General features: G+C 66.5%; 11 protein-coding genes and 1 tRNA gene. 6 read left to right on the top strand and 6 right to left on the bottom strand.

What is annotated here, in order from left to right:
* Positions 1-99 precede the first annotated feature (99 nt).
* Positions 100-1,983, top strand: coding sequence for a M61 family metallopeptidase (locus AC5P5X_RS07150; protein WP_111189241.1), 1,884 nt, complete (start codon positions 100-102; stop codon positions 1,981-1,983).
* Positions 1,980-2,645: a lysoplasmalogenase gene (locus tag AC5P5X_RS07145; RefSeq protein WP_049417546.1), complete on the top strand. Its 666-nt coding sequence runs from the start codon at positions 1,980-1,982 to the stop codon at positions 2,643-2,645. Before AC5P5X_RS07150 ends, AC5P5X_RS07145 begins: the two co-directional genes overlap by 4 nt.
* Before the next feature lie 82 nt (positions 2,646-2,727).
* Here the strand turns inward: AC5P5X_RS07145 and AC5P5X_RS07140 are convergent, their stop codons facing one another.
* Genes AC5P5X_RS07140 through AC5P5X_RS07120 form a run of 5 tightly spaced genes read right to left on the bottom strand, consistent with a single transcriptional unit; the run spans position 2,728 to position 8,722 of the window.
* On the bottom strand, positions 2,728-3,447 hold the full coding sequence (locus AC5P5X_RS07140; RefSeq protein WP_111189242.1) for a hypothetical protein: 720 nt from the start codon (positions 3,445-3,447) through the stop codon (positions 2,728-2,730).
* Entirely contained in the window at positions 3,444-4,400 is a 957-nt protein-coding gene (locus tag AC5P5X_RS07135) for a hypothetical protein (RefSeq protein WP_062606738.1), read from the bottom strand. The genes AC5P5X_RS07140 and AC5P5X_RS07135 overlap by 4 nt, the downstream gene beginning before the upstream one ends.
* Before the next feature lie 46 nt (positions 4,401-4,446).
* On the bottom strand, positions 4,447-7,233 hold the full coding sequence (locus tag AC5P5X_RS07130) for a TonB-dependent receptor (RefSeq protein WP_062606740.1): 2,787 nt from the start codon (positions 7,231-7,233) through the stop codon (positions 4,447-4,449).
* Between the two features lie 14 nt (positions 7,234-7,247).
* On the bottom strand, positions 7,248-8,216 hold the full coding sequence (locus tag AC5P5X_RS07125) for a FecR family protein (RefSeq protein WP_062606741.1): 969 nt from the start codon (positions 8,214-8,216) through the stop codon (positions 7,248-7,250).
* Positions 8,213-8,722 (bottom strand): RNA polymerase sigma factor, encoded by a 510-nt coding sequence (locus AC5P5X_RS07120; protein ID WP_080052359.1) that lies wholly within the window; start codon positions 8,720-8,722, stop codon positions 8,213-8,215. The genes AC5P5X_RS07125 and AC5P5X_RS07120 overlap by 4 nt, the downstream gene beginning before the upstream one ends.
* A 255-nt stretch (positions 8,723-8,977) precedes the next feature.
* On the opposite strand from AC5P5X_RS07120, the gene AC5P5X_RS07115 reads away from it, so the two are divergent.
* From AC5P5X_RS07115 to AC5P5X_RS07100, 4 genes are all read left to right on the top strand, one after another.
* Positions 8,978-11,848 carry an autotransporter outer membrane beta-barrel domain-containing protein gene (locus tag AC5P5X_RS07115; RefSeq protein WP_329762611.1) on the top strand — a complete coding sequence of 957 codons (2,871 nt, stop codon included), beginning with the start codon at positions 8,978-8,980 and terminating at the stop codon, positions 11,846-11,848.
* Between the two features lie 97 nt (positions 11,849-11,945).
* Positions 11,946-12,950, top strand: a complete 1,005-nt coding sequence (locus AC5P5X_RS07110; protein WP_043034114.1) for a 2-hydroxyacid dehydrogenase — start codon at positions 11,946-11,948, stop codon at positions 12,948-12,950.
* A 50-nt stretch (positions 12,951-13,000) separates the two neighbouring features.
* A tRNA-Thr gene (locus AC5P5X_RS07105) sits at positions 13,001-13,076 on the top strand.
* Between the two features lie 278 nt (positions 13,077-13,354).
* A complete protein-coding gene (locus tag AC5P5X_RS07100) occupies positions 13,355-14,044 on the top strand; it encodes an RHS repeat domain-containing protein (protein WP_495215939.1) in 690 nt (229 codons plus the stop codon).
* On the opposite strand, the gene AC5P5X_RS07095 is transcribed toward AC5P5X_RS07100, so the two are convergent.
* The coding region (locus tag AC5P5X_RS07095) for an IS3 family transposase (RefSeq protein WP_495215958.1) at positions 14,000-14,109 on the bottom strand (110 nt) is incomplete at its 5' end. The two genes, AC5P5X_RS07100 and AC5P5X_RS07095, sit on opposite strands and share 45 nt — an antisense overlap.

The raw sequence follows: 14,109 nt of genomic DNA, 5'->3' as shown, positions 1-14,109 counted from the left end.
GCACGCAAGGATGGGCGGCCCGCCCATGACCTTTGGCCATGGGGCAGGGCACGTTACAGGCCTAGCATCGGAAGATTCTCCGCTGTTGGAACCTGCCCGATGAAGACCCGAGCCTTGGCGATGTCGTTGCTGTTCGCGCTGGCGGCCACGCCTGCACTGGCGCAGACCTCGCCACCGGCGAACGCGGTGGCCCCCGGCCTGCTGCGCATCGATGTCGACGCGCGCGATCTGGCCCGGCGCATCTTCAAGGTGACCGCTACGATGCCGGCCAAGCCCGGCCCGATGACCCTGCTGTACCCGCAGTGGATTCCCGGCAACCATTCGCCCACCGGCCCGATCGACAAGTTGGCCGGGCTGCGCGTGACCGCCAACGGCAGGCCGCTGGCCTGGCAGCGTGACCAGTTCAACGTCTATGCGTTCAAGGTGAACGTGCCCGAGGGCGTGAGCGAGATCGTCGCCCACTTCGACTTCCTGTCCTCGCAGGGCGGCAGCCAGGGCCGGGTGGTGATGACCCCGGAAATGCTCAACCTGCAGTGGAACGCCAATTCGCTGTATCCGGCCGGCGTCGATGCGCGCGACCTGCAGGTGCAGGCCAGCGTGACCCTGCCCAAGGGCTGGTCGTTCGCAACCGCGCTGGAAACCGCGCGGCGCGACGGTGACACCGTGGTGTTCAAGCCGATCTCGTATGACCATCTGGTCGATTCGCCCTTGTTCGCCGGCGAGCACTACCAGCGCATCGATCTCGACCCGGGCGCGAAGGTGCCGGTGCACCTCAATGTGTTTGCCGACGACGCCAAGTCGCTGAAGCCGAGCGAGGCACAGATCACCATGCATCGCGCGCTGGTCCAGCAGGCCGACAAGCTTTACGGTGCGCGCCACTACAACCACTATGAGTTCCTGCTGGCATTGACCGACCGCCTCGGTGGCATCGGCCTGGAGCATCACCGTTCCAGCGAGAACAGCGCTGACCCGGGCTACTTCACCGAGTGGGACAGCAACGCGTGGATGCGCGATCTGTTGCCGCACGAGTACACCCATTCCTGGAACGGCAAGTACCGTCGCGGCGCCGACCTGACCACCGCCAACTTCAACGTGCCGATGGGCGACAGCCTGCTGTGGGTGTACGAGGGCCAGACCCAGTTCTGGGGCCAGGTGCTGGCGGCGCGTTCGGGGCTGTGGTCGACCGCGCAGGCGCGCGACATGCTGGCCAATGTGGCCGCGACCTACGACCGTGGCCGACCGGGCCTGGCCTGGCGGCCGCTGCAGGACACTACCAACGATCCGACCATTGCCCAGCGCCGCACGCTGCCCTACCGCAACTACCAGATGAGCGAGGACTACTACTCCGGCGGCCAGATGCTGTGGCTGGAAGTGGAGGGCAAGCTGCGCGAACTGAGCGGCAACCGCCGCAGCCTGGACGACTTCGCGCGTGCGTTCTTCGGCGTCGGCAATGGCGACTGGGACGTCAACCCGTACACCTTCGATGATGTGGTCGCGACCTTGAACGGCATCGCGCCGTACGACTGGGCGACGTTCCTGCGCGGGCGCCTGGACGGCCACGGTTCGTTGACCGGCGGCCTGGAGCTGGCGGGCTGGAAGCTGGTCTACCGCGATACGCCGAACGACGCCTACAAGGCACAGGAAAAACGCGCCAAGGCGGCACTGCTCGCCTATTCGCTGGGCGCGACCGTACTCGACAGCGGTACGGTCGGCGATGTGATCTGGGACAGCCCGGCGTTCAACGCCGGTCTTGCACCGGGCATGAAGGTGATCGCGGTTGGCGGCCGTGAGTACAGCAGCCAGCGCTTGAAGGACGCGGTGGCTGCGGCAGCGAAGGACAAGGCGCCGATCGTGCTGCTGGTGAAGCAGTTCGACCGCATCGAAACGATGAGCATCGCCTACCACGGTGGCCTGCAGTACCCGGTGCTGGAGCGTATCGCCGGCAAGCCTGACCGCCTCGCAGAATTGTGGAAGGCGCGATGAAGCCGCGCGCCCGCGATGGCGTGATCCTGCTGATGGCGATCCTGGCCATCATCGGTGCGTTCCTGCACGGTGACGGGCGCTGGCTGCACTGGCTGGCCAAGCCGACCACCACGCTGCTGATCGCTGCCATCGTCTGGCGCGTGCATGATCCCGCGCAGCCGTTCTATCGACGCGCGGTGCTGGCCGGCATGCTGCTGTCGTGCGTGGGTGACATCGCTTTGATGCTGCCGATGGATGCGTTCGTGCCGGGCCTGGTCGCGTTCCTGCTGGCCCACCTCTGCTACATCGTGGCCTTCCACGACGGCCTGCGTGCGGGGCGTGGGCTGTTGGCGGCCAGCGTCCTGCTGGCGACGTTTGCCGTGCTCAACGTACTTGGCCTGTGGCCGCACCTGCCTGCACCGATGCGTGTGCCGGTGCTGGCGTATGTGGTGGTGCTGGCCTCGATGGCGGTGCTGGCACTGGCGCGCCAGTGGCGCCGGCCACAGCCCGCTGCCGTGGAAGCCAGCAGCGCGCGCTGGGCTGCCGCCGGTGCGCTGCTGTTCGTCGCCAGCGATTCACTGCTGGCCTGGGACCGCTTCGCCGGCGGCCTGCCGCTGGCCAGCGTGCTGGTGCTGTCCACGTACTACGGCGCGCAGTACGCCATAGCCCGCTCGGTGAAATAGAAAAAGGGGACGGAGGGGATTAAGTCGCAATCCGCACCAAGGCACATGCGACTTAATCCCCTCCGTCCCCTTTTTGTGTGGCCTATCGGCGGTTCACGCCGCGCAGGGTGCCCTGCGCATCGAACTGCAGGCGCACGGATTCGCGGTCACCGGCGACGTCATCCGGCAGCCACACCAGCTTGCCGCCTTTGCGCACGATCACGTAGACGTGGCCGACTTCGGATGCGGGGTTCTGCAGCGCGTTGCGTTGTTCCTGCAGTGCCTGCGCCACGCGCGGCACGGCCTCGAAATCGATGCTGGCCAGGGGTGTGCTGCTGCGCTGCAGGCTGATGGTCGGCGCGAACTGCTGCGGGTTCACCGGATTGCCCTTGCGCCACTGGCCACGTTCGAAGTGGTAGCTGTCGACGTGGCCCGGCTGTTGCGGGTCGACCAGATCCAGGTTGATGCGGCCATCGTCGTAGAAGTGGATGCTATGGAAGACCGTCAGCCTCTGGCCGGCCAGTGCCGGCAGCTGCTCCAGTGCCTGGCGCGCAGCCTGCAGGTAGTCCGCATCGAACAGGCGATTGTTGCGTTCGGGCGCCGCAGCGGTACTCGCCGCGGGGAAGGCGGCCGGGGACGGCACAAGCGATGCGGGTTGCTTGCGCGGCGACTGAGACGAGACGGAGGGTTGCAACCGGTCCGGCTGTACCGAATGCCCCAGCGTTTCGCTGATGGTCTGCAGGGCGCCGCCGGCAACGGCCACGCCCGCCAGAACCAGCAGCAGTACCAGGAACACGGTGTGGGTGGAGGGCGGCTGTTTCATACGCCCTCCAGGCGCACGTTGCCACGGTCATCCGGGTCGTACAGCAGGGTCACGTTTTCGCGCGGGATGTTGGCTAGATCGATCAGCGGGATGAAGCGGCGCACGCTCACCTGCTGTACGCGGCCGTCGCGATCGGTGTACTCCAGCTGGAACTCCACCTGCGGCTGTTCGTTGAGGTAGGTGCCGGTCTGACGCACCTTCAGCACCCTGGCCTCAACGCCGATGCCGCGGTACTTCAACGCGTCGCCGCGCGCATCAGCCTGCAGCAGGCGGCCAAGCAGGCGCAGCCCCAACATGTACCCACACAGCACCAGCGGGCACACCAGCAGCGGGTGGCCGAAGGACAGGAAGGTCCAGCCAAAGCCCTCGCTCTGCAGCCGGTAGGCCGCCACATAGGCAGCGGCTACCAAGACGATGCCGAGCGCTGCGCCGATGCTTCGCCGCCACAGGCTGGCGACATCCAGTTCGGGCTGGGCACCGTCCAGTACCACGTTCGGGAACGCGCCCGGCACCCGGCTCAGGCGTGCATCGACGTGCCTGCCGACGCCGAAGCGCTGCAGTTGCGGCTTGCTGTCGACCACCAGCAGCTGTTCGCGGATCGGCGTGCCGGACAGGTTCTTGAAGGACAGCTGCAGTTTCCATTGCGCGAAGCCACGCACCTGTACGCCGGTCTGTTCAGCGTGTTCGATCAGCGCATCGCGCGGTTCGCCATCGGCGAGGATCGAGCGGACGCGATGCAGGGCGCGCGGTGGGCCGAGCAGCAGGAAATGCAGGAACGCGAACAGCAGAGAGAGCCATGCAGCCAGCGACAGCACAAGCAGCAGCAGGGACAGCCATGGCGCGCTGCGATCAGCCAGCGCCACCGGCCAGGAGGTTCCGAAATAGAGGATGCAGGGGAAGGGCAACGCGAAGAACAGCAGGAACGCGCCCCAGAACCAGAGATAGGCTTTCATGGGGAAGGTGGCAGACCGGTGGAACAGGCCGCGTAGCGTACTACGCTCAGCGGAACTGCAGGGTAAGCAGGTAGTAGCGACCCAGTGGATCGTCCAGCCCCGGCATCTGCCCACCATTGCCGACCAGGTAGTTCACCGGTTGCGCATCAAGCACGTTGTGCACGTCCAGCGCCGCGATGACGCGTGTGCCCAGGCGGCGCGCCAGGTGCAGGTTCCAGCGCAGCTGGCGCGGATTCATGCAGTGGTTCTGTTCGATCTGCCGCTGCGGGCACTCGGCGCCGGGCAGCCATGCGCGGGTGCGGCCCACCTGGTTGCCGCGCAGGGCGATGTCCCAGTTGCTGTTCTGCCATTGCACGTTGAGGACCGCCGCCATCTCGGGCGTGACATGCCCGCGCAGGTCGATCGCCGGCTCGTGGTCCCGACGGCGGCGCAGCTCCTGCTGCTTCAGCGCGTCCAGCGAGAACAACCACTGGCCGGTGCTGCCGGTGTCGATCCGGTATTCGCCACGCAGCACCCAGTTGCGGGAAGTGGTGCGGCCGATATTGTCGAACGACAGGCGGAGGCTGCTCAGGTTGCCATCCTCATCCAATTGCCAGGTGTCACGGTTCCACACGGCATCGGCCGGCTGCAGCGCGAGGATCTCGTTGCGCAGCTCGACGATGTTGTGGGTCAGCGAAAGCGAGAACGCATCGCTGGGTGACCAGGTCGCCGCCAGCGAATGGCTGCGTGAGCTCTCGGCCTTGAGCGCGTTGTTCTCCTCCACATCCGCAGTGACCACGCAGCGGCCGTCCGGCTCGCTCTGTGCACAAGGTGGCAGTGCGCTTGAGACGGGCAGGGTAAGGGTGCCGAACTGTCCTGGCGGGCGGCGCTGTTCGAACAGGCTGGGCGCGCGATAGCCGCGGCCGCTGGCCAGCAGGAACGACCAGTGCGGTGTTGGCGTCCAGCGCAGGCCGGCACGGGGCGAGAATGCCGTGTAGTCGCCGTCGTAGTCCCAGCGCGCGGCCAGGTCCATGCGCAGTTCCGACGTTAGTGGCAGGCCCAGTTCCGCATACGCACCGCCACTCTGCCGCGACAGGCGCCGCTGCTGCTGCGGCAGTCCCAGTGCCAGATCGCCCTGGCTCAGCAGGGTGTCCGGGTGCGACGTCCAGCGTTCGTGGCGCAGATCGATGCCGGTAGCCAGCTGCGCATTGCCGCCCCGCATCGGCATCAATGCGCGCTGTATGCCCCACCAGCCCTGCCACTGCTCGGTAAGTCCACGGTTGCGGATCGATGGGAACAGCGAAGTGGCTTCATCGGCGGGCAATGCATCGAAGCCTGGCAGGAACCTGAGCGACTGCGCCGCCTCGATGAATGGTTCGGCGCGCACGGTGCCCGGCGTGGCCAGGGTGACGTCGCTGCGCTGCGCGCTGATGCCGGCGTCCCAGCTGTGGCTGCCCTGGTCCCGGCCGATGCCCAGGGTGAGATCGGCGTCGGTGGCACGGACCTGGGGACGCACATTGCCGGCTTCGCGCAGGACACTGTTGAAGGTGTAGCCGTACAGGCCGAGGGCGACGGCGGTCGGGCCCAGATCGAAACGCTGCCGGTTGTGGCTGGCGCGGGCTTCGGCATAGACGTAGCGTCCCTGGCCACGCTCATGCCGGTAGCGCAGATAGGCCGAGGCGGTATCGGAGGCCGGTTGAAGCGAACGAGGGCGCGAACTGTCGAACCAGCAGGCGCCATTGCGTCGTTTCAATGGTCCGTCGCAGCGCGTAGCGGGCCAGTAGTCGCCATCGCGGAAGGCGCCGATCAGGTACTGCGACGTCTCTGCGTGCCAGTCACGCTGGTCCCCCGCCAGGTGATCGACGCGATGCAGGTCGATGCCTGCGAACCAGCGGTCGCCGCTCCCGCGCAGGCCTCCGGTGGCGGCCTGCACGCGGTACTGGCCGGCGTCGCCACGACTGCTCAGACCGGTCTGCAGCGTTGCCTCCGGGCCGTCGGCCTGGTCGCGGAGGATGATGTTGACCACGCCGGACATGGCATCGGCACCGTAGATGGCCGAAGCACCGCCGCGCACCAGTTCGATGCGTTCGACAAAGCTGAGTGGAATGCCGCCCAGGTCGGTGAGCCCGCCCTGTTCCAGGGACACCATCGGATAACGGGGCAGGCGCCGGCCATTGACCAGGAACAGGGTGGCGCGCGGTCCCATGCCATCCAGGCTGGTGGTGGCGGCTGCACCGACAGGCAGGTACTGCGAATCGCCACTGCGTGCGCTGCTCATCGCTGGCAGCCCGTTCATGCCGGGCAGGTGTCGCAGCAGGTCGAACAGGCTGCCGTAGCCACTGCGCAGGATATCTGCGCGATCGATCGTGGTCACCGGCAGGGTGGTCTGCACGGAGGTGCGCGGCAACCGGCTGCCGGTGACATGGATCGGCGCCAGGTCCACTTGGGGGGGCGACTGCGGGGGCATGCGCGGGCGCGGCGCCACCGTTGCCGGAACCGGCGGCGCGACGGCGGGCGCGACGCGGATGCGGCGGACCACGAAGCCACCGGACGGTGTTCGAAGGATGGTCACCGGCATGCCGGCGACCAGCTGTTTCAGGGCCGATGCTGGATCGGCCTGGCCATGGGTGCCGTTGGCATGGAGCCCCGCCAGTTCCCGGGCATCGAACACCAGAGCGATGCCGCTTTGCCGTGCCCATTGCTGCAATGCCGAGGGCAACGGGCCAGCGTTGATGCGGTAGTCGTGGGTGGCAGCCGGATCGCCTGCGAGGGCGGCAGGCGGCGCGGCGACCAGCAGCGCCAGGCACAGCAGGGGGCGGAGCAGCCCCCACTGCAGCGCGCCTGGTCCTGCCATCACCGCAGGCCTCCTCAGTACGTGCGGCGCAGTTCCAGCGCGCCATCCGGGCGCGTCTGGCCAGCAATGGACCAGCCAAGTTCCAGCGCGGACAGCAACTCCTGTGCGTCGCCTGCGCGGAACGTGCCGCTGACTGCCAGATCGGTGATCTCCGGGTCGGCGATCACCAGCGGTGCATGGCCATAGCGGTTCATGCGTTCGACCACGATCGACAGCGGGGTGGCATCGAAGACCAGCTGCCCATGCAGCCAGCCCTCGGCGGCTGCCGTGGAGGACAGCGCTGGACCGGGCTGGATGCGCCCGGAGGGGAGTACCTGCAGTTGCTGGCCAGGGGCCAGGGTGTGCTGGGCGGCGCCGTTGCTGACTTCCACCGCACCCTCCAGCAGCGCGACCTCGACCAGGCCATCGTGCAGGCGCTCGACCTGGAAGGTGGTGCCGATATCGCGGATGGTGCTGGTGCCGGCGCGCAGCTGCAGTGCTTTGTTCGATGGCGCGACCTGCAGCTGCAGGCGGCCGCGTTCGAGGTCCAGCTCGCGGTGGCGCCAGCCAAAGCGTGCGTGCAGCGTTGTGCCGGCATCGAGCATGGCTACGCTGCCATCGGGCAGGGTCAGCCGCTGCGCCTGATGCGTGTCATTGGCAAAGCGCTGCGGGGCTGGGTTGCCATCCACCGCTACCATCCAGCCCACGCCGATGGCCAGGCAGATACCAGCGGCCGCGGCCGCAGCAGGCAGCCAGCGGCGTCGGGCAGGCCGTGCCGCACGCGCCGCAGCCGTCCGCAGCCATGGGTCCGCAGCCAGGCCCTGGCTCTGCTGGAAAAGATCTTCGGCCTGCGCCCAGGCTTTGACATGGGCAGGGTCTTCAGCCAGCCAGTCTTCGAACGACTCGCGTTCGGCAGGGGTGCAGTCCGGGGCCTCCAACCGCGCCACCCAGGCGCTGGCGCGTGCGAACAGCGAGGCGTCTTCCGTGTGCCGGTGGCTGCTCATTCGGTATCCCCGTCGTTGTGCAGCGGATCCGGTCCCAACTCCTGGCGCAGGCCCTGCAGGGCGCGGGCGATGTGTTTTTCCACGGTCTTGGCTGTAATTCCACAGTGCCGCGCGATCTGCGTATAGCTCATGCCGGTGATCCGGTTGAGCAGGTACACCTCGCGCGCACGCTCGGGCAATTTGAAAAGGGCCTGCCGCAGCAGGGACAACATCTGCCCGGACTCTGCCTGGCGCAAGGGGTCCGGCGACGGGCTGGTGGGCTCGTCGTGACCATCATGCTCGGCCAGTGACAGGTGCGGTCGCGACTGCGGCGATCGGCCGCGATCGGCCAGGCGATTGCGCGCGATACGATACAGCAGCAGGCGCAGTTCGTCGGTGCCGTGCGCGCGATAGCGGATCAGCCGCTCCATGCAGTCCTGCGCGATGTCCTCTGCATCCTCCGGCCCGACGCCCCGTGTGCGCAGGAACGCGCACAGTGGCGCGCGTTCCTCGCGTACGAACGCGATGAAGGCGTCCGCAGGTGCGGGTGGCTCCGGCGCGTGGTGGATCAGGGGGGACGGAACGGACAGGGCTGGCCTCGGCTGACGTTGGCGGGTGCGCCTTCGAGTTTTACGCGACGATGACCGGATGGGGAAGAGTGTGTGGTGCCCCTCTCTCATTGTGAATGCATTCATTTTTTCCGGCCGACCGGGCTGGGGGAGATTCCGGCGCTTTGCCGTTTGACTCCTTACCCGCGTGTTGCGGGTGGAGAGAGAGAACGTATGAAGCATTCGAAGTTGAGCCTGGCCCTGGCCGGGCTGATCGCCGTTGGCGCCATCGCGGCGGCTGATGACGTCATGGCAATGAGTTATCACGTGCAGGGGGATCGCATCTTCCTGAGCGGCGGGGTGACCTACGCCGATGTGGTGTCGTTGCCCGCGTTGCTGGCCAAGGCACAGGCCGAGGGCCGGCCGATCCGCGAAGTGGTGCTGCGCACCTCCAATGGTGGCGCGCTGATCGCCGGCGAGTGGCTGCAGGGCGTGATCCGCACGTCCGGCCTGAACACCATCGTGTCCGGCCACTGCATTTCGTCCTGCTCGATCATGCAGTCCGGTGGCGTCGAACGCTATCTGGCCGGTGATCTGCCGATCGTCGATTCTGTACAGATCCACGCGGCCAGCAACAGCGGCAAAGTGATCTACACGCCGTCGCCGCGGATGACCCAGATCTATACCGGCAACTACGGCGGTGGCATCGATGCCGGGCTGCTGCACAAGGCCATGTATGAAGTCGTGCAGCCCAACGGCCTGTTGGTGTTCCGCGATCCGGCGCGCACCACGGGTGCCTCGGTCACTTTCGATCCTGATGGCAGCGGCAGCAAGCTGGAGTCGTTCCCGGGGCAGGACATCTACAGCAACAGGGTCATCACCGCCAAGGGCTACCGCGATCCGGGCGATACGTTGAATGTCACCGCCAACGTGAGCGGCGACATCAACCCGGGCTACCTGCGCACCGGTCGCCAACTGCAGACCTTCGTCGATGATGACTTCGCGCGCTGGAACACCAACTGGCAGTCCAGCTACATCAACCTGGCGCAGAGCATCTACAACGCCTCCAGCAATGGTCCGCAGGGCATCGGTGCGAACTCGGTACAGGATTACCAGAACGATCCTACATACAAGGCCCTGCTGCTGTCGAAGCTGCGCCTGGGTGACCTGGATGTGTCCACGCTGGACAACTCCATGGGCGTGATCCGCGTGACCAACGGCGCGACATGGCGGACCTCCGCGACCACCGGTGCCGACTTCATGCTGGTCGACAACGGCACCATCGCGCTGGAAGGCGGCGCCCTGCGCGCTTCGGAGGTGCGGGTAATGGCCGCAGGCATGCTGGTCGGCAATGGTGACGTGGCCGGCACCGCTATGGATCTCAGTGCGCTGGCCAGCGGTACCCGCCCGTCCTGGCGCGAGGACGGCTTCAACCGCCTGCGCGTGTACGGGACCCTGATGCCGCGCGGCGGTGATCTGGTCACCCATGGCTACGTCAACATCATGCCGGGCGGGAAGGTGCTGTTCGATGTGACCGAGAACGGCGGGGCGGGCAGTGGCCGCCTGCGCGTAGGCAGTTTCTTCGACAGCAAGCAGACCGACGGCGCGCTGGTGATCTCCAAAGGGGCCTTCCTCGAACTGAACGTGGCGCAGGGTTACTACGGCCAGGACTTCCGCCGTGATCTGGTGCAGGGCCCGATCTACCTGGGCGGCTTCGAAGAGGTCGTGCGCCTGGGTGACACCGGCTACAGCGCCAGCATCACTGGCGGCGAAGTGTTCCGCCCGCGTCACAACTCGCTGCTGAGCTTCAACGTGAAGCAGGCCGCTGACGGCCTGTGGCTGACCGCCAACCCGGGTTTCGACCAGTTGGGCCTGTTCACCAACGGCACTTCCGGCGATGGCTTGGGCCGCGCGCTGGCGACCGCTTCCGATCGCAGGGATGGTGGCCTGAAGTCGCTGCTTGGCGCCCTGCAGTTCGCCGACCGTGACGTTATCGCACAGCAGGCCGGTGCCCTGCGCGGTGACGCGCACGCGACCCTGCGCCTGGCCGACAACGCATTGGTGGGCAGCATCGGCAACGTGGTGCAGCAGCACCAGGCCGCGATGCGCAGTGGCGGTGATGCCGACGGCTTGGCCTCGCAGGCCGCGCAATCGGTGTCGGCGCAGCCGGGCACGCGCCACGGCAGCCTGTTCAACCAACTGGCCATGCATCTGGTCGAGCCGGCGGCGGGTGGCGGTGAAGGCAGTGGCTCTGGTCGCAACCATGGCCTGTGGGCGCGCGGTTTCGCCAGCCACGGCCGCATCGATGCCGACGGTGGCGTGGCAGGCTTGAGCCATAACATCGGCGGCATCGTCGTCGGCGCCGATACCCGCGTTGCCGATGACCGCGTCACTCTGGGCGTCAGCGTGGCCGCGGCGGATATGTCGACCAAGGGCCGCGACGGCTCCGACTTCAGCGGTGACGTGCGCGCGCTGGACGTGGGCGGCTACCTGGACGCGACCTATTCGCGCGGCTATCTCTCGGCGGCGGTGCGCTACACAGACCTGCGTCACGACACCCGCCGCAGCGTCAGCGGTATCGATGGCCTGCAGCAGCCGCTGCGTGCCAAGTACAGCAACGATGCGATCTCCGCGCGGGTGGAGCACGCGTTCTCATTCACCACGGGCAAGGGCCTGGTGATCCAGCCGCTGTTGCCGGTGGTGGACTACGCGCGTACCTCGGCCACGCGCTTCAATGAAGGGCAGGGCGCGGGTGCACTGGTCGGTCGCAGCGGCAGCCTGGAGAGCATCCGCGTGGGCGCCGGCCTGCAGCTGTTCAGGACCTTCGAAGGCAACAACGGCGAGCGCATTACCCCGCGTGCCCGCGTGGTCTGGCAGAAGGAACTGGGTGACTCGCAGGCGCGCTACAGCACCGGCTTCGCCGCAGCACCGGATCTGGTGTTCGGGGCAAGCAGCCAGGCCGTGGGCGAGCAGGTGCTGGCCTGGAACCTGGGCGTGACCAGCCGCGCCAGCGAACGCCTGTCGATCATGGCCGACTACGTGGGCGAGCGTCGTGACGGGCAGATCCAGAACGGCGTGATGCTGGGGCTGGGTTACAAGTTCTGAGTGGCACAGGGCACCGGCGATGTTCGCATCGCCGGTGCCATCCCCACGGACGCGTGGCTGCGGTATGGTCGGCATGGCATTCCATCCAGGTTCTTCCATGCAGATCGCCGTTTTCAGCGCCCGACCCTACGACCGTCGCTTCCTGGACGAAGCCAACCTGCGTGAGGCGGCGGGGCAGGGTTACACGTTCATCTACTTCGATGCCGCGCTGGATGTGCATACCGCAGCGCTGGCACAGGACTGCGCCGCGGTCTGCGTGTTCGTCAACGATCGGCTGGATGCGCAGGTGCTGCGCGCGCTGCACGCGTTGGGTGTGCGGGCCGTGCTGCTGCGCTGTGCGGGCTTCAACAATGTGGACCTGGCCGCTGCGAAAGCGCTGGACCTGTTCGTCGCGCGGGTGCCGGCGTACTCGCCCGAAGCCGTGGCCGAGCACGCATTGGCGCTGGTGATGACCCTCAACCGCCAGACCCATCGTGCCTACAACCGCGTGCGCGAAGGCAACTTCATGCTCGACGGCCTGCTCGGGCGCACCCTGCATGGCCGCACGGTCGGCATCGTCGGTACCGGCAAGATCGGCCTGGCCACCGCGCGCATCTTCAAGGGCATGGGCTGCACGGTGCTGGGGCACGACCCGTATCCGTCGGCGGCCTTCGCAGGTATCGGCGAGATGGTGGCGCTGGATGAACTGCTGGCGCGCGCTGACATCGTCTCGCTGCACTGCCCGCTGACGCCCGATACCCAGCACCTGATCAATGACGCCTCGCTGGCGCGGATGAAACCGGGCGCGATGCTGGTCAACACCTCGCGCGGCGGATTGGTGGATACCCATGCAGTGATCCGCGGGCTGAAGTCGCGGCGGCTCGGCCACCTGGCCATCGACGTCTACGAGCAGGAAAGCGCGCTGTTCTTCCAGGACCTGTCCGGCGAGATCATCGACGACGAGGCCTTCCAGCGCCTGATGACCTTCCCCAACGTGCTGGTGACCGGCCACCAGGGCTTCTTCACCGTGGAGGCGCTGCAGGAGATCTCGGCGATCACGCTGGGGAACCTGCAGGATTTCGCGGCTGGGCGGGTGTGTGCCAACCGGGTAGAGGCGGACTGAGCCGGGTGGATTGACCGCCGGGGCGCCCAGCCCGTAAAATCGCGGGCTCCGCCGGAATAGCTCAGTTGGTAGAGCGGCGCATTCGTAATGCGTAGGTCGCAGGTTCGACTCCTGTTTCCGGCACCAGTTGTAGAAAAGCCCCGGCCTTGGCCGGGGCTTTTTTGTGCTCTGGTATGCCGGCCGCTGGCCGGCAGCTCCAGTAGTGCCAGCCCATGGCTGGCAGGTCGCGATTTCTGAGCCTCGCGATCTACCCGCCCCTCCGCCTTCCCAGGCGCATGGCTCCTTGCACAGTTCCTGACCTGGCAACTGCAGCCGGTCATTCCTGTGCTATGAATACCCAGCCTTGCTTCAAGGCTCTTTTAGAGATTGGAAGGATGCGCAGGTTCGGGGGAACTGCAGGCGGCGTGTTTACCCGCTTCAGGAGATGTGGAGATCGAATTCGCAAGCTGGGGGCATCAGGCGCTTGGCTGTGTTGTGTGCTGCTGATCGGCCTTGGTCTGTCGCCATCCGCAATCGCCCAGACCACTGTGACGTACATCCACACTGACGCCCTGGGCTCGGTCGTGGCTGAGAGCGATGCCAACGGCAATGTGATCAAGCGCTATGACTACGAGCCCTACGGGGCCGTGGTCGGTGGTCAGGTCACGGACGGGCCGGGGTATACCGGGCACGTGAGCGACTCGGCAACGGGCCTGATCTACATGCAGCAGCGCTACATGGATCCGCAGTTGGGTGTGTTCCTGTCGGTTGATCCGGTCACGGCGTATGAGCAGCCGGTGGGGCAGTTCAATCGGTATAGGTATGCGAACGGGAATCCTTACAGGTTCACGGATCCAGATGGGCGAATCGTCAAGTACGCATTTGAAGGCGGAGCGACGCTGCGCGATGGTGCTGCCGTGCTCAACCATTGGATGAAGTCAGAAACCATCAGCTCTGAACTGAAGCAGATTCTCCTATCCGATGAGACCTACACCATACAGTTCAATCGCAATGGTGATTTTGGATATGACGAGAACAAAAGAATGGACCGGCCAGAGTTCTGTAGACACTCAGTTGCCGCTCTGCGCGTAGCGCCTTTCAAACTCTACCGGTGACACGCCGCCAGCGGAACCATGCCGGCGGATCGGGTTGTAGAACATCTCGATGTAGTCGAACACGT

This window comes from Stenotrophomonas sp. YJH_SMC_91 (assembly GCF_059368495.1).
Note: the sequence above shows the minus strand (reverse complement) of the source record. Positions and strands in the feature narration are given on the sequence as shown.